A 24,200-nucleotide genomic window follows, 5' to 3' on the forward strand; every position below is an offset into this window, starting at 1 on the left:
ACGTGAGCAAGTTGGTGCGGCCCGCGGTCGAGGGGGCCGATCCGTTCGGAACGGCCCGACTGCGGCGCGGAGTGCTGGACGCCTGGGCCACGAGTCCCGCCCGTTTCCGGGAGGACGCGAACGCCGAGGAGGATCTGGTCCTCGGCGGCTACCGGGACCGCCTCGTCGTCGAGCTGGCGCAGAACGCCGCCGACGCGGCGGCCCGCGCGGGTGTGCCCGGCCGGCTGCGCCTCACCCTCCGTGAGGGCGTCCTGGTCGCCGCGAACACCGGCGCCCCGCTGGACGCCGCCGGGGTGGAGTCCCTCTCGACCCTGCGTGCCTCCGCGAAGCGCGAGACCCACCAGTCGGCGGTCGGCCGTTTCGGCGTCGGCTTCGCCGCCGTTCTCGCCGTCACGGACGAGCCCGCCGTCGTCGGCCGGCACGGCGGTGTCCGCTGGTCCCTGGCGGAGGCCCGCGTGCTGGCCTCGGAGACGGCCCGCCACAGTCCGGGCCTGGGCGACGAGATCCGCCGCCGCGACGGCCACGTGCCGCTGCTGCGGCTGCCCTTCGCCGCCGAGGGCACCGCCCCGGAGCCGTACGACACGGCCGTCATCCTGCCCCTGCGCGACACGGCCGCCGCCGATCTCGCGGAACGGCTCCTCACCGCCGTCGACGACGCCCTCCTCCTCGCCCTGCCGGGCCTGGAGGAGGTCGTCGTCGAGGTCGGCGACGCGGCCCCCCGTACCCTGCGCCGGGACACCGACGGCGCCCTCACGGTCGTGGCGGACACGCGGGACGGGACGACCCGGTGGCGGATCGCCGCCGCGCACGGGCCCCTCACGCCCGACCTGCTCGCGGACCGGCCGGTGGAGGAGCGGCTGCGGCCCCACTGGTCGGTGACGTGGGCCGTACCGGTCGACGCGGACGGGTCCCCGGCCCGGCCCCGCACCAGCCCCGTCGTGCACGCGCCCACCCCCAGCGACGAGCCCCTCGGCGTGCCCGCGCTGCTCATCGCCTCCTTCCCCCTCGACACCACCCGGCGGCACGCGGCGCCCGGCCCGCTCACGGACCACCTCGTGCAGCGGGCGGCGGACGCGTACGCCGGGCTGCTGGCCGGCTGGCGCCCGGTGACCGCCGGCATCATCGACCTCGTGCCGGGACCGCTGGGCAAGGGCGAACTGGACGGCGCGCTGCGGCAGGCGATCCTGGAGCGGCTGCCGCGTACGGCGTTCCTGCCGCCCGCCGCCGACCCGGTGGAGGGCGACGACGAGCTGCCCGAGGCGTTGCGGCCCCGGGACGCGGAGGTCGTCGAGGGCGCGGGCGCCGACACCGTACGGGTGCTCGCCGAGGTGCTGCCGACGCTGCTGCCCGCCGGGCTGGAACGCCGGGTGGAGCTGCGCACGCTCGGGGTGGCCCGGGTTCCGCTCGCCGACGCGGTCGACCGGCTGGCCGGGCTGGAGAAGGACCCGCAGTGGTGGTACCGGCTCTACGAGAGCCTCGCCGGGGTCGACCCCGAACGGCTCTCCGGGCTGCCCGTGCCCCTCGCCGACCGAAGGACGACGATCGGCCCCCGCCAGGTGCTGCTGCCCACCCCGGACGCGGCCCATGTCGACGCCGACGTCCTGGCCCGCCTGGGCCTGAAGGTGGCGCACCCGGACGCCGCGCATCCCCTGCTGGAGAAGCTCGGGGCGCTGCCCGCGACACCGCGAGCAGTCCTGACGACCCCGCAGGTGCGGGCGGCGGTGGCCGCGTCCCTGGACGACGACGGCGGGGCCTGGGACGACCGGGACACCCCGGACGCGGAGGAGTTGGCCGACACCGTCCTCGCGCTCGTCCGCGACGCGGGCCTGGAACCCGGCGAGGAGCCCTGGCTGGGCGCCCTCGCGCTGCCCGACGAGGAGGGGGAACTGGTCCCGGCCGGGGAACTCGTCCTTCCCGGCAGCCCGTTCGCCCAGGTCATCCGCGAGGACGAACTCGCCTTCGTGGACCGTGAGACGGCCGAGAAGTGGGGTGAGCAGCCCCTCGCCGCCTGCGGTGTCCTCGCCGACTTCGCGCTCGTGCGGGCCACGGACGTCGTCCTCGACCCGGACGAACTGGAACCCCGCGAGGGCGACTTCGCCGAGCCCGACGACGCCGGACTGCTGGACGCGGTGGACGTGTGGGCCGAGGACATCCTCGACCGCTTCCCCGACACGCCCGTCCCGCCGGTCGCCACCGAGCTGGTCGCCGTCCGCGACCTCGACCTCGTCGACGACGACCACTGGCCGCAGGCCCTCGCCCTGCTCGCCCGGCCGCCCCTGCGCGACGCCCTCACCCAGCCGGTCCGCATCCTCCTCCCGGACGGCACGCACGAGGTCGTACGGCCCTACACCGCGTGGTGGTTGCGCGGTCACCCCGTCCTCGACGGCCGCCGCCCGGCGGGCCTGCTCGCGGCCGGCGGCGATCCCCTCCTGCACGGTCTGTACGACCAGGCCGACGCGACCGGCTTCGACGACGAGCAGGTGCTGCGGGCCTTGGGCGTACGGACGTCCGTGGCCGCCCTCCTCGACGAGCCGGGCGGTGCGGCCGAGCTGCTCGACCGCCTCGCGGACCCCGACCGTCCGGTGGGCGCCGCCCAACTGCACGGTCTCTACAGCGCGTTGGCGGAGCTGGATCCGGATCAGGTGACGCTGCCGGACGAGCTGCGGGCGGTCGTCGACGGCCGGGTCGAGGTCGTGGACGCGGCCGACGCGGTCGTCGTCGACTCACCCGACCTGCTGCCTTTCACGGCGGGCGTACCGCTGCTCCCCGTACGGCCCGCGCGGGCAGCGGAGTTGGCCGAACTGTTCCAGGTCCGCCGCCTCAGCGAGTCCGTGACGGGCGAGATCCACTCCGAGGGCACCGAACACGATGTCCCGGCCCCGGTGCGGACCCTGCTCGGCCCGCGCACCCCCGGCTCCTACGTCGAGCACGGGGAACTCGTCGTCGACGGCGTGGAGATCGACTGGCGCCTGACCGGTGACGGCGTCCTGCACGCCGCCACCCTGGAGGGCGTCGCCGCCGGGCTGGCCTGGGCGGCCGGTCAGTGGCCCCGCCGCTTCGAGGTGGCGGCCCTGCTGGAAGACCCCTCCAGGACCGACGAGTTGGCGCGGGACCGCTGGTTCGACTGAGGTGACGACCCCACGGGCGCCCCGGACTCGTCGGGGCGCCCGCGCGGGTCCGTCCGCGCGCCCGCACCCAGGGGCGCGGGCCTGCCCGCGCGGGCCTGTACGTCCGTGCGGCCGTGCCCGCGGGCGCCGGTCCCCCGTCCGGCAAATCTCCACCACTCTCGTACAACCTTTCACATCCGTCGTGCATCTGATCATGTGAGCCAACAGGCTCCGTGATCATTTGGGCCCTGGGCGAAGACGAGCCGTAGGGAACGACGACTGTCAGGGCCCCTTTCTCCATCGAGGGGAATGCATGCGCATCCGCGCCACCGTGGCCGCCGTCTCCGGCGCCCTGGCCCTCTCCGCGCTCGCCGTGCCGGCCGCGAGCGCCGACGACACCGCGCCGACCAAGGCCGATCTCTTCCAGGCCGCGCACCGCGCCACCTCCGGCAAGACCGCGTTCACCGGTTCGACCACCGCGGCCGCCCCCTACGCCCTGAACCTCAAGTTCTCCGGCGTGAAGGTCAACAACGGCAGGCCGATCGTCGTCGGGACCACCGGCAAGGTGACGGCCCCCGTGACGTTCCGGATCACCCACGCCGCGGACATCGACCTGAGCGCGGAGGACATCGAGTTCGACGTCCTGCTGTACCGCGGTTCGCTCAGTGACCCGAGCAACCTCCTGTTCGGCGACAACTGGCCGAGCTGCACGAACGTCTCCGCGACTGTGGCCGACTGCAAGGCCACCATCGACATCCGTCCCGCCGAGGGCGAGCTGATCAACGCTGACGCCACCACCTTCAAGGCGCTCGGGTACGCGTACGACTGGAACGACCAGGATCCGTACGCCGACGACGACATCGACTGGAGCAAGGTCGGCTACACCGAGGCCGACGCCCTGACGCTCGCCAAGCTCCAGCGCGCCTCCAAGCTGACCGTCAACGCCGCCCCCGAGCCGGTGAAGAAGGGCAAGACCGTCACCGTCACGGGCAAGCTGTCCCGCGCGAACTGGGAGGACAACCAGTACCACGGGTACTCCGCCCAGCCGGTGAAGCTCCAGTTCCGTAAGAAGGGCAGCAGCACCTACACCACGGTCAAGACCATCAAGACGACCACGACCGGCGCCTTGAAGACGACCGTCAAGGCGACCGTGGACGGCTACTTCCGCTACAGCTTCGCGGGCACCTCGACGACCCCGGCGGTCAGTGCCGCGGGCGACTTCGTCGACGTGCGCTGACGCGACCGACCCGGCGCAGGAGTGGCCCGGCCCCGCACCCGGCGGGGAGCGGGCCTCTCCCCTCACCGACTCGCACGCCACACTTCTACGTTCTCCGAGGAACCCCCATGCGCGTACGCGCCACCACCACCGTCGCCGCCGTCATCGGCGCCGTCGCCCTCTCCGCTCTCGCCGTGCCGGCCGCGCAGGCCGCGCCGGCCGGTCCCGCCGTCACCTTCTCCAACGTGAAGGTGAACAGCAAGGCCGTCGTGATCGGCCCCACCGCGAAGGTCACGGTCTCCGCGAGCTACACGGTGACCAAGCCCGCGAACCTGAGGGCCGACTCCTTCGACAGCGGCCCGGTCCTCTACCGCGGCAGCACGCTGAACGTGGAGAGCCGGATCCTCGCCGGCGACGACCCCGGTACCTGCACGGCCGCCTCCTCCACGGTCCTGAAGTGCACGGCCAAGATCCAGTTCCGGCCGGCCGAGTCCGAGGACTACGACGACCTGGTCAACTCCGACGCCGGCACCTGGAACATCGGCGCCCTCGCCATCGGCGACGGCGGTTTCACCACGAAGGGCGGCTTCGGCACCGTCAAGCTGCTGCGCGCCTCGAAGCTCACCGCCGACGCCACCCCGGAGCCGGTGAAGAAGGGCAAGACCGTCACCGTCACGGGCAAGCTGTCCCGCGCGAACTGGGACAGCAACGCCTACGCCGGGTACTCCACCCAGCCGGTGAAGCTCCAGTTCCGTAAGAAGGGCAGCAGCACCTACACCACGGTCAGGACCATCAAGACGACCACGACCGGCGCCTTGAAGACGACCGTCAAGGCGACCGTGGACGGCTACTTCCGCTACACGTTCGCGGGCACCGCGACCACCCCGGCCGTCAGCGCCACGGGCGACTTCGTCGACGTGCGCTGATCCGACCGACCGACCGGCAGGAGGCCCGGCCCCGCAACCAGCGGGGTCGGGCCGCTCCCGTCCGCGGGGACGCGGCGCGGCGGAACCGCGACCGCGGGTGCGCCGTCGGACCAGGGCCCGTCCGGCACGATCCGCCGGACAGCACACCCAGGGCCTGTCGTCCGGATCGTCCCGGCGTCGCGCCGCAGCTCACGGCCAGGCTGATCCGAACGACAGACCTGAGGAACTAGGCCGGCACGCGGCGGTCGACCTTCCGCCACAGGAGTTCCAGGACGGCCGCCGCTACCGCCGCGACGCCCACCGCGATCCACGGCATCGTCATGCCGACCAGCTTCAGCGCGAAGAAGTCCTGGAGCCACGGCACCGCCAGCACGACCATGAAGGCCGCTCCCATGGACGCCACCAGCAGGACCCGCCACCAGGTGTAGGGCCGGGCGATGATCGCCAGCACCCACATCGAGATCAGGAACAGGGTCAGCGTCGCCGCGCTCGTCTCGGCCTCCAACGACCCTTCCCCGGTGTAGTGGTGACGGGCGATCAGGTAGGTCACGAAGGTCGCCGCCCCGGCCAGCACCCCGCCCGGGATCGAGTACCGCATCACCTGCCGTACGAAGCGGGGCCGCGCCCGTTCCGTGTTGGGGGCGAGGGCGAGGAAGAACGCCGGGACGCCGATCGTCAGCGTCGACAGCAGGGTGAGATGGCGGGGCAGGAAGGGGTACTCCACCTGCCAGCACACCACCAGCAGCGCCAGCAGCACCGAGTACACGGTCTTCACCAGGAACAGCGTGGCCACCCGCGTGATGTTGCCGATGACCCGCCGGCCCTCCGCCACCACCGACGGCAGCGCGGCGAAGCTGTTGTTCAGCAGCACGATCTGCGCGACCGCCCGCGTGGCCTCCGAGCCCGCCCCCATCGCCACGCCGATGTCCGCGTCCTTCAGCGCGAGGACGTCGTTGACGCCGTCACCGGTCATCGCGACGGTGTGCCCGCGTGACTGGAGGGCGCCGACCATGTCCCGCTTCTGCTGCGGGGTGACCCGTCCGAACACCGTGCCCTCGTCGAGCGCCGCCGCCATCGACTCCCGCTCGACGGGCAGCCGGCGCGCGTCCACCGTACGGCCCTCCAGGCCCAGCTTGGCGGCCACGGCGCCCACGGACACCGCGTTGTCGCCGGAGAGCACCTTGGCCCGGACGCCCTGCTCGGCGAAGTAGCGCAGTGTGTCGGCCGCGTCGGGGCGCAGCCGCTGCTCCAGGACGACCAGGGCGGTGGCGCGGGCGCCGCGTGCGACCTCGGGGTCGTCGAGGTCGCGCAGGGCGCGGGCGAGCAGCAGCACGCGCAGACCCTGCTCGTTGAGCCGTTCGGTCTCACCGAGGGCCGGATCGTCGGCGGCCAGCAGGACGTCGGGTGCGCCCAGCAGCCACGTACTGCTCCCGCCGTCGCCCTCGCTGAAGGCGGCGCCACTGTACTTGCGGGCGGAGGAGAAGGGCAGGGCGTCGGTGCAGCGCCAGTCGTCGGCGTCCGGGTAGGCGTCGATGATCGCCTGGAGGGAGGCGTTGGGCCGCGGGTCGGACTCGCCGAGCGCGCCGAGCACCTTGTGTACGTAGGCGGCGTCACCGCCGTCGAGGGCGCGGACCTCGGTGACGTCCATGCCGCCCTCGGTGAGGGTGCCGGTCTTGTCCAGGCAGACGGTGTCCACGCGGGCGAGACCCTCGATGGCCGGCAGTTCCTGGACGAGGCACTGTTTGCGGCCGAGCCGGACGACGCCGATGGCGAAGGCGACGGAGGTCAGCAGGACGAGACCCTCGGGGACCATCGGCACGATCCCGCCGACGGTTCGCGCGATCGAGTCCTTGAGGTCGTTGTCCTTGACGAACAGCTGGGTGACGACCAGGCCGATCGCTGCCGGGAGCATCATCCACGTCACGTACTTGAGGATGGTGGAGATGCCGGTGCGCAGCTCGGAGTGGACGAGGGTGAAGCGGGACGCCTCCTCGGCGAGCTGGGCGGCGTACGCCTCGCGTCCGACCTTGGTGGCCTGGAAGGCGCCGCCGCCGGCCACCACGAAGCTGCCGGACATCACCTGGTCGCCTGGTCGTTTGACGACGGGGTCGGCCTCGCCGGTGAGCAGCGACTCGTCGATCTCCAGGCCGTCGGCCTCGACGCACACCCCGTCCACCACGATCTTGTCGCCGGGTCCGATCTCGACGAGGTCGTCCAGGACGAGGGAGGCGGTGCCGACCGCGACGGCGACCCCGTCGCGCCGGACGGTCGGGCGGGCCTCGCCGATGACCGCGAGGGAGTCGAGGGTCTTCTTCGCCCGCCACTCCTGGACGATGCCGATGCCGGTGTTGGCGAGGACGACGAACCCGAACAGGCCGTCCTGGATCGGGGCGACGAACAGCATGACGACCCAGAGGGCGCCGATGATCGCGTTGAACCGGGTGAAGACGTTCGCCCTGACGATCTCGCCGACCGAGCGACTGCTGCGGACGGGTACGTCGTTGACCTGACCGCGCGCCACGCGCTCGGCGACCTCGGCGGTGGTGAGCCCGGTCGCCGTGGGGGCCGGGGCGGCGGCGTCGGTATGGGTCATGCAATCGACGGTACGTGCGGACGGGGGCCATCACCCGTCGGCGGGCCGGAAGATCCGACCTGGGGAGGACGGACCTCGTGCGGCGGTATGACGCACCGTTCAGGGGCACCCCGGACGTCCGCCCGCGGGTATCGGGTGCCGTAGGCCCGGCGGTACCGCGCTACTCCCGGTCGGTGGCGCTCCGCCTGAGGGCCGCGTCCCGCCTGCGGACGTACCAGATGCCGATGAAGCCGAGACCGCCGCCCGCGAGGCAGGTCCACAGCCACCACAGGTGGCCGTGGTCGTCGAACCAGCCGTAGAAGGGCAGCTGGACGAGGAAGAGGACGAACCAGAGGATCGTGCCGCCGGTGATGGTGGCGACCACGGGGCCCTCCAGGGGCTCCGGCGCCTCGTGCTTGGGGGTCCACTTCGCCATGGGGGACAGCCTACGAGGCGATCAGGTCTACGCGCGGAGATGGTGTTCACCGATTTATGTGTTCATACTGAATCCGTTTGCCTTTGACCACTTTCGCTCGTAGGAAGCACCAAAGCGGCATGGGGGATGTCCGCCGGTGATGAGGTTCCCCATGTCCACCTCGGCCTCCGCCAAGGTTCCCGCGCCCCAGGACGGCGCGCTCGACCGCTTCTTCCGCATCTCCGAACGGGGCAGCACGCTGTCCCGCGAGATCAGGGGCGGGTTCGCCACGTTCTTCGCGATGGCGTACATCATCGTGCTGAACCCGATCATTCTCGGCAGCGCGAAGGACATGTACGGGCACCAGCTCGACAACGGCCAGCTCGTCACCGCCACCTGCGTCACGGCCGCGTTCACCACGCTGCTGATGGGCGTCATCGGCAACGTGCCCATCGCGCTGGCCGCCGGTCTCGGCGTCAACTCCGTCGTCGCGCTCCAGCTCGCTCCCCGGATGGCCTGGCCGGACGCCATGGGTATGGTCGTCCTCGCCGGTCTCGTGGTCATGCTGCTGGTGGCGACCGGCCTGCGCGAGCGCGTCATGAACGCCGTGCCCTTCGGCCTGCGCAAGGCCATCAGCATCGGTATCGGCCTGTTCATCATGCTGATCGGCCTCGTCGACTCCGGCTTCGTCACCCGCATCCCGGACGCCGCCCAGACCACCGTCCCGCTCCAGCTCGGCGGCGACGGGCACCTCAACGGCTGGCCGGTTCTCGTCTTCGTCCTCGGCTCGCTGCTGACGCTCGCGCTGATCGTCCGCAAGGTGCCCGGCGCGATCCTCATCTCGATCGTCGCGATGACCGCGCTCGCGCTGATCATCAACGCCGTGGCCACCGTGCCGTCGTGGGGCCTGACCACCCCGGAGTGGCCGGGCAACCCCGTCGCCACCCCCGACTTCGGGCTCCTCGGCGAGGTCAGCCTCTTCGGCGGCTTCGCCAAGGTCGGCGTGCTGACCGGCGTCCTCTTCGTCTTCACCGTGCTGCTGTCGTGCTTCTTCGACGCGATGGGCACGATCATGGGCGTCAGCGACGAGGCCAAGCTGACCGACGCGCAGGGCCAGATGCCCGGCATCAACAAGGTCCTCTTCGTCGACGGTCTCGCCGTGGCCGCCGGTGGCGCCAGCTCCTCCTCCGCCACCACCGCCTTCGTGGAGTCCACGGCCGGCGTCGGCGAGGGCGCCCGCACCGGTTTCGCGAACATCGTGACCGGCGGTCTGTTCACGGTCGCCCTGTTCCTGACCCCGGTCGCCACGATGGTCCCGTCCCAGGCGGCCACCCCGGCCCTGCTCGCGGTGGGCTTCCTGATCCTGGCCGGCTCGGTGAAGGAGATCGACTGGGCCGACCACACGATCGCGATCCCGGCCTTCGTCACGATGGTGACGATGCCGTTCACCTACTCGATCACCAACGGCATCGGCATGGGCTTCATCACCTTCGCGGTGCTGCGCCTGGCGGCCGGCCGCGGTCGGGAGGTCCCGGTCCCGATGTACGTGGTCTCCGCCGTCTTCGCCTTCTACTACCTGATGCCGGCCCTGGGTCTGACCTGAGCCGCGGGCCGCGCCCGAGCCTCGCCCCACGGCTCAGGCGCGGCCGTAGAACTCCTCCGTCTCCTCGACGGCGGTCTGGAACCGCTCGTCGAAGTCATCGCGAACGAGCGTCCGGACGACATAGTCCTGGACGCTCATTCCTCTTCTGGCGGCATGGTGCCGGAGCCGTTCGAGCAGGTCGTGGTCTATTCGCAGGCTGAGCACATCGGTCCCCATGGCTACGAGGGTCCCGGCACGGTCGCCGATGGCGCGTGACCTTCCGCGCCCGCGCCACCCATATGAGTGATATTCGGATGGTGTGGTGGTTCAGTGGCGCGCGTCACGGGAAGCGGGACACCCCCGAGGTGGTCCTTAGCGAGGGTAATGAGTTACTCTAAATACATGCCGGACCTTACCCATGGCGACGACGCTGCCGCCGTGAACTCCCTGCGATCCGCCGTCATGCGGTTGTCCCGACGCCTCAAGCACCAGCGCGTCGACGAGTCACTGAGCCCCACCGAGATGTCGGTGCTCGGCACCCTCTCCCTGTGCGGCAGCGCCACCCCCGGTGAGCTGGCCCGCAAGGAACACGTCCAGCCGCCGTCGATGACCCGCATCGTGGCGCTCCTGGAGGCCAAGGGCCTGGTCCGGCTGGAGCCGCATCCGGAGGACCGCCGCCAGAAGGTCGTCACGAAGACCGAGCAGGCCGAGGCCATGCTCGCGGAGAGCCGCGCCAAGCGGAACGCCTTCCTGGCCACCCTGGTCGACGGTCTCGACGAGGACGAGTGGGCGAAACTGCGCGCCGCCGCCCCCGTCCTGGAGAAGCTCGCACATCTGTAGGCACTTCCCGAGGAGGCGACTTTCTTGAGTACGGGACCCGGAGCAGACTCCGCCCCCGCACCGACCACCCACGACTCTCCCCCCGGCCCGTCCGGGGGCACCCGCAGGTCCTCGATGTTCAGCTCCCTGAGCGTCAGGAACTACCGGCTGTTCTTCGCCGGCCAGGTCGTCTCCAACATCGGCACCTGGATGCAGCGCATCGCCCAGGACTGGCTGGTGCTCAGCCTCACCGGCTCCGCCACCGCCGTCGGCGTCACGACGGCCCTCCAGTTCCTGCCGATGCTCCTGTTCGGCCTCTACGGCGGCGTCCTCGTCGACCGCCTGCCCAAGCGCCGCACCCTGGTCTTCACCCAGCTGGCCATGGCCGTCACCGGCATCGCGCTCGCACTGCTCACCCTCTCCGGACACGTCGAGGTCTGGCACGTGTACGTCGCCGCCTTCGCCGTCGGACTCGCGACCGTCCTGGACAACCCGGCCCGCCAGTCCTTCGTCTCCGAGATGGTCGGCCCGGACCAGCTCCAGAACGCGGTCAGCCTCAACTCCGCCAACTTCCAGTCCGCCCGACTGGTCGGCCCCGCCGTCGCCGGACTGATGATCACCGGGGTGGGCACCGGCTGGGCGTTCCTCGCCAACGGGCTGTCCTTCGTCGCGCCCATCGCCGGACTGATGCTGATGCGGGGCCGCGACCTGCACGCCGTCCAGCGCGCCCCGCGCGGCAAGGGCCAGCTGCGGGAGGGCCTCCACTATGTCGCCGGACGCCCGGACCTGATCTGGCCCATCGTCCTGGTCGGCTTCGTCGGCACCTTCGGCTTCAACTTCCCCGTCTACCTCTCCGCCTTCGCCGACGACGTCTTCCACGCGGGCGCCGGGTCCTACAGCCTCTTCAACACCCTGATGGCTGTCGGCTCCCTGATCGGCGCGCTGCTCGCCGCCCGCCGGGGGACCTCCCGGATGCGGGTGCTGATCGCGGCGGCGGTGGCGTTCGGCGCGATGGAGCTGGCGGCGGCCCTGGCCCCGTCCCTGTGGCTGTTCGCGCTGCTCATGGCGCCGATCGGCATGTTCGGCATGACGGTCAACGTCACCGCGAACACCACCATCCAGATGGGCACCGACCCGGCCATGCGCGGCCGCGTCATGGCCCTCTACATGATGGTCTTCCTCGGCGGCTCTCCGGTCGGCGCCCCGATCGCCGGCTGGATCACCGACGCGTACGGCGTCCGCGCGGGCCTCGCGGCGGGCGGCGCGGTCTCCGCCCTCGCCGCGGCGGTCATCGGCCTGGTCCTGGCCCGCGTCGGCGGCCTGCGCCTGTCGGTCGGCTGGCGCCACGGCCACCCGACGCTGCGGTTCGTACCGCGGGAACGGCGGGAGGAGCTGGCGGCGGCGGCATGACCCGCGGTTCCCGGGCGGAAGCCGGGGCGGCCGGCTCCGTCGGGCGTCGGTGACGGAAGGCACACTGTCCCCATGAGACTCTTCACCGCCGTGCTGCCCCCGCCGGAGGTGATCGGCGAACTCGCCGCCGAGGTGGCCGCGTTGCGGAAGCTGCCCGGCGCGGACCGGCTGCGCTGGACCGGCCGCCCCGGCTGGCACCTCACGCTCGCCTTCTACGGCGAGGTCGACGAGGAGGCCGTACCGGAGCTGTCGGCACGGCTGGAGCGGGCCGCGCGGCGCACCGCGCCCTTCGCACTGGCCCTGCGCGGCGGCGGGCAGTTCGGGCACGGACGGGCTCTGTGGACCGGGGTGGCGGGCGAGAAGGCGGCGCTGCGGCTGCTGGCCGACCGGGCGGAGGCGGCGGGCCGCAAGGCGGGCCTGGACCTGGGGGAGCACCGCCGCTACCAGGCCCACCTGACGGTGGCCCGCAGCCGCGACGCCGTCGACACGCGCCCGTACGTCGAGTCGCTGCACGCCTTCACGGGCCGCGAGTGGACCGTACGGGAGCTGACACTCGTACGCAGCCACCTGCCGAGGGCCGGGGTGCCAGGGGAGCAGCCGCGCTATGAGCCGGTCGGCCGCTGGGCGCTCGGCGGGGCCGGTTAGGCTCGAAGGGTGGACCCGAAGACCCGGAACCGGATCATGGCCGGTGCGCTCGTGCTGATGTTCGTCGTGGTGGCGCTGACGGCGGCGCTCGGAAGGTGACCGACCGCCGCCGCCGCGGCACACCCGCCTACCAGGCGAAGGCCTCCGGGGACGGACCCGGACCGGGGAACACCTCGTCGAGGCCCGCCAGCAACTCCTCGCTCAGCTCCAGTTCGACCGCGCGCACGGCGGACGCGAGCTGCTCGGCCGTGCGCGGACCGACGATCGGGCCGGTCACGCCGGGCCGGTCGAGCAGCCAGGCCAGCGCGACCTCGCCGGGCTCCAGGCCGTGCTTGTCGAGCAGGTCCTCGTACGCCTGGATCTGCGCGCGGGCCGTGGCGTTCGCGAGGGTGTCGGCGGCCCGGCCGCTCGCCCGGCGCCCGCCCTCGACCTCCTTGCTGAGGACGCCGCCCAGCAGCCCGCCGTGCAGGGGCGACCAGGGGATCACTCCGAGGCCGTACTCCTGCGCGGCCGGGATCACCTCCATCTCGGCGCGCCGCTCGGCCAGGTTGTAGAGGCACTGTTCGCTGACGAGGCCGATGGTGCCGCCGCGCCGGGCGGCGATCTCGTTCGCCTGGGCGATCTTGAAGCCGGGGAAGTTGCTGGACCCGACGTAGAGGATCTTGCCCTGCTGCACGAGCACGTCGACGGCCTGCCAGATCTCCTCGAAGGGAGTGCTCCGGTCGACGTGGTGGAACTGGTAGACATCGATGTGGTCGGTCCGGAGCCGCTTCAGCGACGCGTCCACCGCCCGCCGGATGTTCAGCGCGGAGAGCTTGTCGTGGTTGGGCCAGGCGTCGTCGGTGGCCGCCATGTTGCCGTACACCTTGGTGGCGAGCACGACCTTGTCGCGCCGCTCGCCGCCCTTCGCGAACCAGTTCCCGATGATCTCCTCGGTACGGCCCTTGTTCTCACCCCAGCCGTAGACGTTCGCGGTGTCGAAGAAGTTGATCCCCGCGTCCAGCGCCGCGTCCATGATCGTGTGGCTGGTGGCTTCGTCTGTCTGCGGTCCGAAATTCATGGTCCCGAGGACCAGTCGGCTGACCTTGAGTCCGGTGCGTCCGAGCTGCGTGTACTTCATGGAGCACAAGCCAACGACTTGGAGTGCGCTCCATGCAAGGGGGGACGCGGGCCTCAGACCCCGTACGGTCCGCCCAGCCCCCACCCCTGATACAGCGCCTCGGCGAAGGCGCCGGCCAGGCGGTGTTCGCCGTTCGCGTTCGGGTGGGTCCCGTCGTAGGTGTCGGTGCCGATGTCCCAGGTCTGCGGGACGGAGGCCAGGAGGAGGGGGGAGGGCGGCGCGCTCAGGTCGGCGGCGGCCTTGGCCAGGAGTTCGTTGAACTCGGTGACCTGCGCGCCGAAGGCCTCGTCGGTCGTGGCCCGGATGTTGGGGATCACCGGCAGGAGGACCATGCCGATCTCCGGGTTCGCCGTCCGCGCCTGCTCCACGAAGGCCCGGACGTTCTGCGCCGTCTGCTCGGCGTTGGTGTAGAAGCCCAGGTCGATCAGCCCGAGGGAGACCAGCAGGACGTCGGCCCGGCAGTCGCGGACCGCGTCGCCGACGAGCGGGGCCATGTGGAGCCAGCCCTCGCCCCAGCCGGCCAGGTGGTGGCGGGGGAAGCCGGGGTCGGCGTACGCCAGCGACGTGGGGGCGTCCGCCGCCTTGTCGTACAGCGTCTCGCGGGGGCCGACGAGCGTGACCGGCCCCCCGTACGTCGCGCACAGGTGTCGCCACAAGCGGTGACGCCAGGTGTGCTCGCCCGCGCTGCCGATCGTCATCGAGTCGCCGACGGGCATGATCCTGAGCATCCGCTCATCATGAGGGATGACCGTGGCGCGTGGGATGTGAGTCGGACCACGAGTGAGGAACAGGCGCGCGGGATGGCAGGCTTGGGGCATGCGCCGACCGTCCGCCCTCCTCGCCGGGGCCCTCCTCGTGGGTGCGCTCGCCGCGCCCGCCTCCGCCGCCGACGGCGACAAGAGCTTCACGATCGAGGACCCGCGCATCACCGAGTCGAGCGGTCTGGCCGCCTCCCGCCGGCACCCCGGCGTCTACTGGACCCACAACGACAGCGACGACGGCCCCTACCTCTACGCCGTCGACGGCTCCACGGGCAGGACGGTCGCCCGCCTCACCCTCACCGGCATCGGCACCCCGCGCGACGTCGAGGCGATCTCCGTCGGCCCCGGCAACCGGATCTACGTCGGTGACATCGGTGACAACCTCGGCGGCACCTGGCCGTACGTCTGGATCTACGAGCTGCCCGAGCCGAGGGAACTCAAGGACGCGACCGTACGCGCCACGCAGTACGTCGTGACGTACTCCGACGGCGCCCGGGACGCCGAGTCGCTGCTCGTCCACCCGAAGACGGGGCGCGTCTACATCATCGACAAGAAGGAGGACGGCGGCCACCTGTACGAGGGTCCGGCCGAGCTCTCCGCCTCGGGGAAGAACGTCTTCCGCCCCGTCGCCCCCGTCGACCTGTGGGCCACCGACGCCGCCCTCTCCCCGGACGGCGAACGGCTCGCCGTGCGCGGCTACTTCGGCGGCATCGACTACGACTGGAAAGCCGGAGTCCCCGAGCGGCTGGGCCGCCTCGACGTGCCGTTGCAGCGGCAGGGCGAGTCCGTCACCTTCTCCGCCGACGGCTCGAAGCTGATGTACGGCACCGAGGGCGCCGGGAGTGAGGTGCGGGCGCAGGACGCGCCCGGCGACACCGCGCCGAAGTCTCCTTCAGGAGACGGGCGTTCGGCGGCCTCGGACGGGGACGGGGGTGCCGGGTCGGGCGGGGAGGTGAAGGTGGGGGCGGTCGCGGTGGCGGCCGTCTGTCTGGCGCTGTTCGGCCTCGGCCGGCTGCGGCGGCGGCGCTGAGGCGGGCGTGGCGGCCGAAGCGCACCAGGTGACGTCGGCCATCTTGACGTGTCCATGCGATCCCTCTTCCATGGGGGGTGCGGTTGTGGGAGCGCTCCCACTCGTTCCGGTCCGCACCCTCGAGAGGAAGCAGCGACATGTTCCGCACCTTGCGCAGAGCACTGTGCGCGGCCGCCGCCGCACTCCTGCTACCGCTGATCCCCCTGGCCGCCGCCCCGCCGGCCCACGCCGCGGCCGGCGGAGCGGGGTACTGGCACACCAGCGGCCGCCAGATCCTGGACGCGGCCGGGCAGCCGGTCCGCGTCGCCGGCATCAACTGGTTCGGCTTCGAGACCTCCAACAACGTCGTCCACGGCCTCTGGTCCCGCGACTACAGGAGCATGATCGACCAGATCAGGTCGACCGGTTACAACACCCTCCGGATCCCCTTCAGCGACGACATCCTCAAACCCGGCGCCATGCCCAACAGCATCGACTTCTCCGCCGGGAAGAACGCCGACCTGCAAGGACTCACCGCCCTCCAGGTCCTGGACAAGATCGTCGGATACGCCGGCCAGGACGGGATCAAGGTCATCCTGGACCGGCACCGCCCGGACGGGGCGGGCCAGTCGGCGCTCTGGTACACCTCGGCGGTCCCGGAATCGACGTGGATCGCCAACCTCAGGTCGCTGGCGAGCCGTTACGCCGGAAACCCCACCGTCGTGGGCATCGATCTGCACAACGAGCCGCACGATCCCGCCTGCTGGGGCTGCGGCGACACGGCGAGGGACTGGCGGCTCGCGGCACAGCGCGCCGGGAACGCAGTCCTCTCCGTCAACCCGAACCTGCTGATCTTCGTGGAGGGCGTGCAGACCTTCAACGGCGTCTCCGGCTGGTGGGGCGGAAACCTGATGGGTGTCGCCCAGTACCCGGTGCGGCTCGACGTGCCGAACCGGGTCGTGTACTCCGCCCACGACTACGCGACCAGCGTGGCCCAGCAGAGCTGGTTCAGCGACCCGGCGTTCCCCGCGAACATGCCGGACATCTGGGACAAGTACTGGGGCTACATCTTCAAGCAGAACATCGCCCCCGTGTGGGTCGGCGAGTTCGGCACGACCCTCCAGTCGACGGTGGACCAGAAATGGCTTTCGGCGCTGGTGAGTTACCTGCGGCCGACGTCGACGTACGGTGCCGACTCCTTCCACTGGACGTTCTGGTCCTGGAACCCCAACTCCGGTGACACCGGCGGCATCCTGAAGGACGACTGGCAGACGGTCGACACGGTCAAGGACGGCTACCTGACGAGCATCAAGGCACCGGGCTTCCCGAGCGGGGGCGGAAACCCCGGTGATCCGGGCGATCCGGGTGACCCGGGTGGCGGTACGGCCGCCTGCGCCGCCGCGTACACGGTCGGCGGCGACTGGGGCGGTGGCTTCAACGCCGACGTGAAGGTCACCAACACGGGGACGAAGGCCATCAGTTCCTGGAAGGTGACCTGGACCTGGCCCGGTGCCCAGAAGGTCACCAGCATGTGGAACGCGTCGTACACCCAGAGCGGGACGACGGTCACCGCGACGAACGCGGCGCACAACGGGGCCCTGGCCGCCGGCGGTTCGGCGAGTTTCGGATTCGGGGCGGCGCCGGGGGGCGGGGGTGTGCCGAGTGTGAGCTGTACGGCGGCGTGAGCCGGTGGGCCGTGGGCGGGGGGTGCGCGGTGGCGGCCGGGCGACCCCCGCTGTCCGCCGCCCGCGCCCTCCGTCGTGCGTGCCGTCGGTCGCCCGTGCGGCCTGCCGTGCGCCGAGCGGCGGCAATCAGATCACGTCCGTCAGTGCCCGGCCGGTGGCCCACACCCCTGCCACGGTGAACAGGGCGGTGACGCTCCAGCCCAGCACACCCATCGGGTTGAGGCCGAGGAGGTAGTAGGTGAGCGTCAGATACGGCACGGGCAGGACGAGCCGGCCGCTCCCTCCGGCGACGCAGGCCGGCACGGTCCACACACAGCACGAGGCCGGCCACGGCGACCAGAAGCATCAGCGCCCCCGAGGATGACCAGTTCGGTGCCACGCCGCCCGAAGTGGCGGTTGCCCCCACGTGACACGGTGGACGCCCTCCCTCTGACGCTCTGGCCGGTCCCTCCGGCCCGACCAGGGTCCGTGCACCGGCTCGCGGATTCAATGCCTCGACAGCGGCCGGAGGTTGGGCGCCCGGCAGGTGATCGGAGGGTCCTTCGCAGCGTCGACGTCAAAGGACGTACGGCCGCACCACGTCGTCGTCGGTCTGCCAAGACGGTGACCCCGGTCGGGTCGGGGCCGTCCAACAGGCTTCCTCGCTGGGGAAGGGCAGGTAGCGGCCGGTGGTGCGGGATCGCTTGGACCAGCGGCGCCAGCGGGCGTCGTGGGGGTTCCGCAGCCGCCATACGTAGGGGTCAGGCGCCCGCACCACCGGCGCGAGGTCGGGCATCGCCGGTCCGCGGCGGCGGGGTCGGGCGATCAGTCGGGCGACCGCGTCATGGAGCAGCCGGAACATGAGCCCTCTCCCGGGCGGCCGCCTCCGTACGCAGGAACCGGGCCCACACACACTTCGTGTACGGCTCCTGCCGGCACCCCCAGGCGTCGGCCAGCGCCTCGACGAGCGCGAGCCCGCGACCGCGTTCCTCGTCGGGGTCCGAGTGATGGAGGCGGGGGAGTCTGTTCCGGTCGGGGTCCGAGACCTCCAGCACCAGCTCGGTCCCGTGGAGGGTGAGGGTGACCTGGACCTGGGCGTCGGCCACCCGGCAGTGTGTCACCGCGTTGGTGACGAGTTCGTTGGCCAGGAGAGTGACGGAGTCGACGAGTTGGGCGGTGACCCCCCAATCGGCGAGGGCCTTGCGTACGCGCTGGCGGGCGTCGGGAACGTGCCGTCTGTGCTGGGCAATGCGGAAGGTTTCGGTTGCGGGCATGGGGCCGCCGTACCTCCTGACGTGTCGTCAAGATGCGGAACTGCAAACATCGAACTCTCATGAGGCTAGGAGTGCAGGAGAGGTAGCGGCAACTATTTCAGGTGCATACATGCTGTTGGATATATGTTCGATCGCGTCATGCTCTACATTGTGTCTGCGACAGAGAGGGGGCCGGGATGCCCGTGGGTGGACGACCGACCGTTCGCAGCAGGCGACTTGGCGTTGCGCTCAAGACGTACCGGCTGGCCGCGAAAATGGACCAGGTCCAAGCCGCCGAGGTGATCGCGGCGCACCAGACCAGGGTCAGTCGCATAGAGACCGGGCATGTGTCCGCGCGCCCCCTCGAGATCCGGGCCATGCTGGATGCGTACGGAGTTCACGACCCTGAAGTCAGGCAGAAACTGGAGGAGCTGGCACGCCAGTCGAAGCGCCGTGGTTGGTGGTTGGAGCACGCGGCACACCTGCGGCCGGATTACCTTGACCACATCGCGTTGGAGGACGACGCGACGTATATCCGCGAGTGGCAACCGGTCATGGTGCCGGGGCTTCTGCAGACTCCGGCTTATGCGGAAGCGGTTATCGCCGGAGGTCCCCACTACATCGATCCCGAACGGGTCGCGCAACTGGTCAAGGTGCGCGTGGGGCGACAGGCGAAGATCGACGAGGGCGGAGCGTCGTACACGGCCATTCTCTGGGAAGCGGTCGTCGCGCATCCGCTGGTGAACGTCGAGATTCACCGGGAGCAGTTGTCCGCGATCCTCGAGATCGGAAAGCGGAAGAACGTCACTGTGCAGGTGCTGCCGTTCAGCGCGGGCGTCCTTGCCGGTTACTCCTCCGCCTTCTACTCCTTCAGCTTCGACGAAGAGCCGACGGTCGAAGCCGTCGCGATGGACAACCTACGAGGAACGTCGGTCCTTGAAGGCGCCGAGGACCTTGCCGCTTACGCCAATGCATACGACCTACTACGATCGTCGGCGTTGGCGCCGGACGCGAGTGCGAAGCTCATCCGGGGCGTACTGCGGAGCTTGAGGGAAGACTCATCGTGACCAAGGTTGTAGGCCCCTTCTGGAAGTCGTCGTACTCGGGGCAGGAGAACGCTTGCGTCGAGGTCGCCGACACTTCTTCCGGAGGCCGCGCCGTCCGTGACAGCAAGCAGCCGGACAGCCCGCTGATCGCCGTATCCGGTCAGAGCTGGCGGGCGTTCATCCGGCAGTTCGACTAGGCCACGCCTCAGGACGGCCCTGCGGGCTGGTACTCGGTCGTGGTCTCCGCAGACGGCGAAGGGCGCCCGGTGTGACACCGGGCGCCCTTGCTTGTCGTACGGGAACCGCTACAGCTGCTCGATCACGTAGTCGACGCACTTCGTGAGGGCCTCGACGTCCGCCGGGTCGATCGCCGGGAACATGGCGACGCGGAGCTGGTTGCGGCCGAGCTTGCGGTAGGGCTCGGTGTCGACGATGCCGTTGGCACGCAGGACCTTGGCGACGGCCGCCGCGTCCACCTCGTCGGTGAAGTCGATCGTGCCGATGACCTGGGAGCGCTTGGCCGGGTCGGTGACGAACGGGCTGGCGTACTTGACGTCCTCGGCCCAGCCGTACAGCGTGCGGGCGGAGGTGGCCGTACGGCGCACCGACCAGTCGAGACCGCCCTGGCCGTTGATCCACTCCAGCTGCTGGTTCAGCAGGAACAGCGTGGCCAGAGCCGGGGTGTTGTACGTCTGGTTCTTGCGCGAGTTGTCGATCGCCGTCGGGAGCGAGAAGAACTCCGGGACGTGGCGGCCGGACGCGTGGACGCGCTCCGCGCGCTCGATCGCGGCCGGGGAGAACACGCCGATCCACAGGCCGCCGTCGGAGGCGAAGGACTTCTGCGGGGCGAAGTAGTAGACGTCCGTCTCGGCGATGTCGACCGGCAGGCCGCCCGCACCGGACGTGGCGTCGACCAGGACCAGCGCGCCCTCGTCGGCACCCGCCACCCGCTTGATCGGAGCGGCGACACCGGTCGAGGTCTCGTTGTGCGTGAAGGCGTAGACATCGACGCCCGCCTCGGCCTCCGGGTCGGGGTGCGTGCCCGGGGCGGAGGAGATGACCGTCGGCTCGGCCAGCCACGGCGCCAGCTTGGCCGCCTTGGCGAACTTGGAGCTGAACTCGCCGAAGGCAAGGTGCTGCGACTTGTTCTCGATCAGGCCGTGCGTCGCGATGTCCCAGAAGGCGGTGGAGCCGCCGTTGCCGAGGACCACCTCGTAGCCCTCGGGGAGCTGGAAGAGCTGGGAGATGCCCTCGCGCACCTGGCCGACCAGGTTCTTGACCGGGGCCTGTCGGTGGGAGGTGCCGAGGAGCGACGTGCCGGTGGCGGCCAGGGCGTCCAGCGCCTCCACCCGCACCTTGGAGGGGCCCGCGCCGAATCGACCGTCGGCGGGCTTGATGTCAGCAGGAATCCGGATCTCAGCCACGGGGCGAGCGTATCGGGTGGAGAAACGTGGTCGAAACGTGGTCCGTCCGGTGAGACGCCGTTCGGACGAGGGTCGAGCGGGGCGGGACGGGAGGGGCGTCCCGGCCCTGCCGGCCGTGGGAGCTGCTTTGCTTGAGCCATGTCGGATCTCGAGACCGCGCTGCGCGAGGCCGTCCGCGGTGACGTCGGCTTCGATGTCACGTCGCGGGCCCTGGTCACCATGGACGCGTCCAACTACCGGCGGGTCCCCGTGGGGGTCGTCGCCCCTCGGGACGCCGACGACGTGGCCGCCGTACTGGAACTGTGCCGGGCGCACGGGGTGCCCGTCGTACCGCGGGGCGGGGGCACCTCGATCGCGGGGCAGGCCACCGGCACGGGGGTCGTCCTGGACTTCACCCGGTACATGAACCGGCTGGTCTCGCTGGATGCCGGTGCCCGGACGGCCGTGGTCCAGCCGGGGCTGGTGCTCGACCGGCTCCAGGAGGCCGCCGCCCCGCACGGGCTCCGTTTCGGGCCCGATCCGGCCACGCACAGCCGCTGCACGCTCGGCGGGATGATCGGCAACAACTCGTGCGGCTCGCACTCGGTGGCCTGGGGGACGACCGCGGACAGCGTGCGGGAGCTGGACGTCGTCACCGCGCGCGGGGAGCGGCTGCGGCTCGGGCCGGGGTGGGCCGGCGCGCCGGACGGGCTGCGGGCGCTCGTCGAGGGCGAGCTGGCGCGGCTGCGCACCGGGTTCCCCGAGCTGCCCCGCCGTATCTCCGGATACGCGCTGGACGCGCTGCTGCCGGAGAAGGGCGCCGACGTGGCCCGGTCCTTCTGCGGCTCCGAGGGCACCCTGGGCGTGCTCACGGAGGCGGTGGTCGATCTCGTCGAGGCGCCACGCGCGCGTGCGCTCGCCGTACTCGGCTACGCCGACGAGGGCGCCGCCGCCGAGGCCGCGGCCGGGCTGCCGACGTGGAGGTCCCCCGGCTCGAGCGAGGTCGAGAGGGGGGCAGGGCCGCTGACGGTCGAGGGCATGGCCGCCGACCTGGTGCGTTCGCCGGTGGGGCTGCCGCGTGGCGGGGCGTGGCTGTTCGTGGAGACGGGCGGGGACGTCGCCGGTGAGGCCCGCGCGCGTGCGGAGGCCGTCGTGCGGGCGGCCGACGTCGTGGACGCGCTCGTGGTGACGGACGCCGCCGGGCAGCGCGCCCTGTGGCGCGTCCGGGAGGACGCCAGCGGTACGGCCACCCGGATGCCGGACGGCACGGAGGCCTGGCCCGGCTGGGAGGACTGCGCGGTGCCGCCGGCCCGGCTCGGCCCGTATCTGCGGGACTTCCGCGCCCTGCTGGCCGCGCACGGCCTGCGCGGCACGCCGTACGGGCACTTCGGGGACGGCTGCATCCACGTCCGCATCGACTTCGACCTGCTCACCGAGGCGGGCGTCGGCCGTTTCCGCCGCTTCTCGGAGGAGCTGGCCGACCTGGTCGTGGCGCACGGCGGCTCGCTGTCCGGGGAGCACGGCGACGGGCGGGCGCGCGCCGAGCTGCTGCCTCGGATGTACGGCGAGGAGATGGTCGCCCTCTTCGAACGGGCGAAAGGCGTCTGGGACCCCGACGACCTCCTCAACCCCGGCATGCTGGTCCGACCCGCCCCCCTCGACTCCGGCCTGCGCTTCGCCGTCCTGCCCCGCGAGCCCGTCGACGTGGCCTTCGGCTACCCCGGCGACGGGGGCGACTTCACCGCCGCCGTCCGCCGCTGCGTCGGCGTCGCCGCATGCCGTACGACGACGGAGTCCGGACCCGCCGTGATGTGCCCCTCCTACCGGGCCACGGGCGAGGAACGGCACTCCACGCGCGGGCGGGCCCGGCTGCTGCACGAGATGCTCGCCGGTGAGGTGGTCACCGACGGCTGGCGGTCGGAGGAGGTGCGGGAGGCGCTCGACCTCTGCCTCTCCTGCAAGGGCTGCCGTTCGGACTGCCCGGTAGGGGTGGACATGGCCACGTACAAGGCGGAGTTCCTCCACCACCACTACGCGGGCCGCCGCCGCCCGGCCGCCCACTACAGCATGGGGCGCCTGCCGGTCTGGCTGCGCGGGGTGAGCCGTACGCGCACGGCATCGCTCGTCAACGCGCTGGCGGGGACGGGACCGCTGGCGCGCGTCGCGAAACGGGTGGGCGGGATCGCCGCGGAGAGGGACGTCCCGCGGCTGGCTCGGCAGACGTTCAGCGGGTGGTGGCGGGGCCGGGGGCCCGCGAAAGACCCCGGCGGCTCCGGTCCCCTCGTCGTCCTGTGGCCCGACACCTTCACCGAGCACCTCTCGCCCTCCGTCGGGCGGGCGGCCGTGCGGGTGCTGGAGGCGGCCGGGCTGCGGGTGACGCTGCCGCCGAACCTGCGGATGCGGGGGCGGCCGGTCGGGGACGGGCGGTCCAGGAGCGCGGCGGCCCTGCTGACGGCCCGTCGCGGCCGGGTCTGCTGCGGACTGACGTACTTCTCCACCGGGCAGCTCGACCACGCGCGCGTGGTGCTGCGGCGCACCCTCGACCTGATGGATCCGGTGCTGGAGACGGACGCGCCGGTCGTCGTACTGGAGCCGAGCTGCGCCGCCGCCCTGCGGAGCGATCTGCCCGAGCTGCTGCACGACGACCCGCGCGCGGCCCGCCTCGCCGCCCGCGTCCTCACCTTCGCGGAGACACTGGAACGGCACGCGCCCGGCTGGCGGCCACCGCGCCTCGACCGTCCCGTCGTCGGCCAGACCCACTGCCATCAGCACGCCGTCCTGGGCGACACGGCCGACCGCCGGCTGCGCGAGGCCGCCGGGCTCGACGGCGAGCTGAGTGGCGGCTGCTGCGGACTCGCGGGCAACTTCGGCTTCGAGAAGGGACACTTCGAGGTGTCACGAGCCTGCGCCGAGGAGCAGCTCCTGCCGTCCGTGCGGGACGCCGACCCGGACACGGTGGTCCTCGCCGACGGCTACTCCTGCCGCACCCAGCTCGAACAGCTGGCGGGCGCGCGGGGGCGGCACCTCGCCGAGGCGCTGGCGGACGGGCTGGCGGACGAGGCCGCGCGGGACACGGAAAGCCGCTGACGCGCCCTGTTGCCGGACGTACAGGACGGACGGCGACCTGGAACCGTGCGGTCGGGAGAGGGGAGCCGGGGGAGTGGTCCGGCTCCCTCCTCCCGCCGCACGGCCGGCACCTGTTTCTCCGTCGGCACTCGCGCGTCGGCACCCGCGCGTGCGGACACGCGGGCG

Annotated in this window: 21 protein-coding genes; 12 read left to right on the forward strand and 9 right to left on the reverse strand. The window is 71.7% G+C overall.

The window, feature by feature from the left end:
• Window positions 1–2 precede the first annotated feature (2 nt).
• From ACZ5Y0_RS12195 to ACZ5Y0_RS12205, 3 genes are all read left to right on the forward strand, one after another.
• Complete coding sequence (locus ACZ5Y0_RS12195; protein ID WP_469128559.1) at window positions 3–3,128, forward strand: sacsin N-terminal ATP-binding-like domain-containing protein; 3,126 nt, start codon at window positions 3–5, stop codon at window positions 3,126–3,128.
• 292 nt (window positions 3,129–3,420) lie between these two features.
• Window positions 3,421–4,344, forward strand: coding sequence for a hypothetical protein (locus tag ACZ5Y0_RS12200; protein ID WP_469128560.1), 924 nt, complete (start codon window positions 3,421–3,423; stop codon window positions 4,342–4,344).
• 107 nt (window positions 4,345–4,451) lie between these two features.
• Entirely contained in the window at window positions 4,452–5,249 is a 798-nt protein-coding gene (locus tag ACZ5Y0_RS12205) for a hypothetical protein (protein ID WP_469128561.1), read from the forward strand.
• Between the two features lie 226 nt (window positions 5,250–5,475).
• Here ACZ5Y0_RS12205 and ACZ5Y0_RS12210 read toward each other — a convergent pair whose 3' ends face one another.
• Together ACZ5Y0_RS12210 and ACZ5Y0_RS12215 are read right to left on the reverse strand one after the other, a co-directional pair.
• Window positions 5,476–7,842 carry an HAD-IC family P-type ATPase gene (locus ACZ5Y0_RS12210; RefSeq protein WP_469128562.1) on the reverse strand — a complete coding sequence of 789 codons (2,367 nt, stop codon included), beginning with the start codon at window positions 7,840–7,842 and terminating at the stop codon, window positions 5,476–5,478.
• A 160-nt stretch (window positions 7,843–8,002) separates the two neighbouring features.
• A complete protein-coding gene (locus ACZ5Y0_RS12215; protein ID WP_469128563.1) occupies window positions 8,003–8,257 on the reverse strand; it encodes a DUF2530 domain-containing protein in 255 nt (84 codons plus the stop codon).
• A 151-nt stretch (window positions 8,258–8,408) separates the two neighbouring features.
• On the opposite strand from ACZ5Y0_RS12215, the gene ACZ5Y0_RS12220 reads away from it, so the two are divergent.
• Window positions 8,409–9,839, forward strand: coding sequence for an NCS2 family permease (locus tag ACZ5Y0_RS12220; protein WP_469128564.1), 1,431 nt, complete (start codon window positions 8,409–8,411; stop codon window positions 9,837–9,839).
• Between the two features lie 33 nt (window positions 9,840–9,872).
• On the opposite strand, the gene ACZ5Y0_RS12225 is transcribed toward ACZ5Y0_RS12220, so the two are convergent.
• Window positions 9,873–10,055: a ribbon-helix-helix protein, CopG family gene (locus tag ACZ5Y0_RS12225; RefSeq protein WP_469128565.1), complete on the reverse strand. Its 183-nt coding sequence runs from the start codon at window positions 10,053–10,055 to the stop codon at window positions 9,873–9,875.
• A gap of 165 nt (window positions 10,056–10,220) precedes the next feature.
• Between ACZ5Y0_RS12225 and ACZ5Y0_RS12230 the strand changes: the two genes are divergently transcribed.
• The 3 genes from ACZ5Y0_RS12230 (at window position 10,221) to thpR (ending at window position 12,692) form a co-directional block, all read left to right on the forward strand.
• Window positions 10,221–10,658 carry a MarR family winged helix-turn-helix transcriptional regulator gene (locus ACZ5Y0_RS12230; protein WP_057579065.1) on the forward strand — a complete coding sequence of 146 codons (438 nt, stop codon included), beginning with the start codon at window positions 10,221–10,223 and terminating at the stop codon, window positions 10,656–10,658.
• A 24-nt stretch (window positions 10,659–10,682) separates the two neighbouring features.
• On the forward strand, window positions 10,683–12,047 hold the full coding sequence (locus ACZ5Y0_RS12235) for an MFS transporter (RefSeq protein WP_469128566.1): 1,365 nt from the start codon (window positions 10,683–10,685) through the stop codon (window positions 12,045–12,047).
• A gap of 72 nt (window positions 12,048–12,119) precedes the next feature.
• Complete coding sequence (thpR, locus tag ACZ5Y0_RS12240) at window positions 12,120–12,692, forward strand: RNA 2',3'-cyclic phosphodiesterase (protein WP_469128567.1); 573 nt, start codon at window positions 12,120–12,122, stop codon at window positions 12,690–12,692.
• A 127-nt stretch (window positions 12,693–12,819) separates the two neighbouring features.
• On the opposite strand, the gene ACZ5Y0_RS12245 is transcribed toward thpR, so the two are convergent.
• Both ACZ5Y0_RS12245 and ACZ5Y0_RS12250 read right to left on the reverse strand, forming a co-directional pair.
• Window positions 12,820–13,812 (reverse strand): aldo/keto reductase, encoded by a 993-nt coding sequence (locus ACZ5Y0_RS12245; protein ID WP_469128568.1) that lies wholly within the window; start codon window positions 13,810–13,812, stop codon window positions 12,820–12,822.
• Between the two features lie 53 nt (window positions 13,813–13,865).
• A complete protein-coding gene (locus ACZ5Y0_RS12250) occupies window positions 13,866–14,540 on the reverse strand; it encodes a GDSL-type esterase/lipase family protein (protein ID WP_469128569.1) in 675 nt (224 codons plus the stop codon).
• Between the two features lie 88 nt (window positions 14,541–14,628).
• Between ACZ5Y0_RS12250 and ACZ5Y0_RS12255 the strand changes: the two genes are divergently transcribed.
• Together ACZ5Y0_RS12255 and ACZ5Y0_RS12260 are read left to right on the forward strand one after the other, a co-directional pair.
• Window positions 14,629–15,603, forward strand: a complete 975-nt coding sequence (locus ACZ5Y0_RS12255; protein WP_469128570.1) for a WD40 repeat domain-containing protein — start codon at window positions 14,629–14,631, stop codon at window positions 15,601–15,603.
• 137 nt (window positions 15,604–15,740) lie between these two features.
• Window positions 15,741–17,267, forward strand: a complete 1,527-nt coding sequence (locus ACZ5Y0_RS12260) for a cellulase family glycosylhydrolase (RefSeq protein ID WP_469128571.1) — start codon at window positions 15,741–15,743, stop codon at window positions 17,265–17,267.
• 126 nt (window positions 17,268–17,393) lie between these two features.
• Here ACZ5Y0_RS12260 and ACZ5Y0_RS12265 read toward each other — a convergent pair whose 3' ends face one another.
• The 3 genes from ACZ5Y0_RS12265 to ACZ5Y0_RS12275 form a co-directional block, all read right to left on the reverse strand.
• The gene (locus ACZ5Y0_RS12265; RefSeq protein WP_469128572.1) at window positions 17,394–17,525 is read right to left on the reverse strand and encodes a hypothetical protein; all 132 of its coding nucleotides are present in this window, start codon (window positions 17,523–17,525) and stop codon (window positions 17,394–17,396) included.
• Window positions 17,526–17,823: 298 nt separating this feature from the next.
• Complete coding sequence (locus ACZ5Y0_RS12270; protein WP_469128573.1) at window positions 17,824–18,108, reverse strand: hypothetical protein; 285 nt, start codon at window positions 18,106–18,108, stop codon at window positions 17,824–17,826.
• Complete coding sequence (locus ACZ5Y0_RS12275) at window positions 18,089–18,520, reverse strand: ATP-binding protein (protein ID WP_469128574.1); 432 nt, start codon at window positions 18,518–18,520, stop codon at window positions 18,089–18,091. The genes ACZ5Y0_RS12270 and ACZ5Y0_RS12275 overlap by 20 nt, the downstream gene beginning before the upstream one ends.
• Window positions 18,521–18,696: 176 nt before the next feature.
• Between ACZ5Y0_RS12275 and ACZ5Y0_RS12280 the strand changes: the two genes are divergently transcribed.
• Together ACZ5Y0_RS12280 and ACZ5Y0_RS12285 are read left to right on the forward strand one after the other, a co-directional pair.
• The gene (locus ACZ5Y0_RS12280; protein WP_469128575.1) at window positions 18,697–19,566 is read left to right on the forward strand and encodes a helix-turn-helix domain-containing protein; all 870 of its coding nucleotides are present in this window, start codon (window positions 18,697–18,699) and stop codon (window positions 19,564–19,566) included.
• The gene (locus ACZ5Y0_RS12285) at window positions 19,563–19,742 is read left to right on the forward strand and encodes a DUF397 domain-containing protein (RefSeq protein ID WP_469128576.1); all 180 of its coding nucleotides are present in this window, start codon (window positions 19,563–19,565) and stop codon (window positions 19,740–19,742) included. The genes ACZ5Y0_RS12280 and ACZ5Y0_RS12285 overlap by 4 nt, the downstream gene beginning before the upstream one ends.
• 108 nt (window positions 19,743–19,850) lie before the next feature.
• Here ACZ5Y0_RS12285 and serC read toward each other — a convergent pair whose 3' ends face one another.
• The gene (gene serC, locus ACZ5Y0_RS12290) at window positions 19,851–20,969 is read right to left on the reverse strand and encodes a phosphoserine transaminase (RefSeq protein ID WP_469128577.1); all 1,119 of its coding nucleotides are present in this window, start codon (window positions 20,967–20,969) and stop codon (window positions 19,851–19,853) included.
• A 138-nt stretch (window positions 20,970–21,107) separates the two neighbouring features.
• Here serC and ACZ5Y0_RS12295 point away from each other — a divergent pair, with 138 nt between their 5' ends.
• Window positions 21,108–24,035, forward strand: a complete 2,928-nt coding sequence (locus tag ACZ5Y0_RS12295; protein WP_469128578.1) for an FAD-binding and (Fe-S)-binding domain-containing protein — start codon at window positions 21,108–21,110, stop codon at window positions 24,033–24,035.
• The last annotated feature ends 165 nt before the right edge of the window (window positions 24,036–24,200 follow it).

This window comes from Streptomyces sp. NPDC033216 (assembly GCF_055577115.1).

Excerpts from the sequence above, each read along its gene's own strand:
- ACZ5Y0_RS12255 (WP_469128570.1), top strand. The coding sequence starts at position 14,629 with ATGCGCCGACCGTCCGCCCTCCTCGCCGGGGCCCTCCTCGTGGGTGCG.
- ACZ5Y0_RS12210 (WP_469128562.1), bottom strand. The coding sequence starts at position 7,842 with ATGACCCATACCGACGCCGCCGCCCCGGCCCCCACGGCGACCGGGCTC.
- ACZ5Y0_RS12200 (WP_469128560.1), top strand. The coding sequence starts at position 3,421 with ATGCGCATCCGCGCCACCGTGGCCGCCGTCTCCGGCGCCCTGGCCCTC.
- ACZ5Y0_RS12225 (WP_469128565.1), bottom strand. The coding sequence starts at position 10,055 with ATGGGGACCGATGTGCTCAGCCTGCGAATAGACCACGACCTGCTCGAA.
- ACZ5Y0_RS12245 (WP_469128568.1), bottom strand. The coding sequence starts at position 13,812 with ATGAAGTACACGCAGCTCGGACGCACCGGACTCAAGGTCAGCCGACTG.
- ACZ5Y0_RS12270 (WP_469128573.1), bottom strand. The coding sequence starts at position 18,108 with ATGTTCCGGCTGCTCCATGACGCGGTCGCCCGACTGATCGCCCGACCC.
- thpR (WP_469128567.1), top strand. The coding sequence starts at position 12,120 with ATGAGACTCTTCACCGCCGTGCTGCCCCCGCCGGAGGTGATCGGCGAA.
- ACZ5Y0_RS12230 (WP_057579065.1), top strand. The coding sequence starts at position 10,221 with ATGCCGGACCTTACCCATGGCGACGACGCTGCCGCCGTGAACTCCCTG.
- ACZ5Y0_RS12250 (WP_469128569.1), bottom strand. The coding sequence starts at position 14,540 with ATGCTCAGGATCATGCCCGTCGGCGACTCGATGACGATCGGCAGCGCG.
- ACZ5Y0_RS12260 (WP_469128571.1), top strand. The coding sequence starts at position 15,741 with ATGTTCCGCACCTTGCGCAGAGCACTGTGCGCGGCCGCCGCCGCACTC.
- ACZ5Y0_RS12295 (WP_469128578.1), top strand. The coding sequence starts at position 21,108 with ATGTCGGATCTCGAGACCGCGCTGCGCGAGGCCGTCCGCGGTGACGTC.
- ACZ5Y0_RS12280 (WP_469128575.1), top strand. The coding sequence starts at position 18,697 with ATGCCCGTGGGTGGACGACCGACCGTTCGCAGCAGGCGACTTGGCGTT.
- ACZ5Y0_RS12275 (WP_469128574.1), bottom strand. The coding sequence starts at position 18,520 with ATGCCCGCAACCGAAACCTTCCGCATTGCCCAGCACAGACGGCACGTT.
- ACZ5Y0_RS12215 (WP_469128563.1), bottom strand. The coding sequence starts at position 8,257 with ATGGCGAAGTGGACCCCCAAGCACGAGGCGCCGGAGCCCCTGGAGGGC.
- ACZ5Y0_RS12205 (WP_469128561.1), top strand. The coding sequence starts at position 4,452 with ATGCGCGTACGCGCCACCACCACCGTCGCCGCCGTCATCGGCGCCGTC.
- ACZ5Y0_RS12220 (WP_469128564.1), top strand. The coding sequence starts at position 8,409 with ATGTCCACCTCGGCCTCCGCCAAGGTTCCCGCGCCCCAGGACGGCGCG.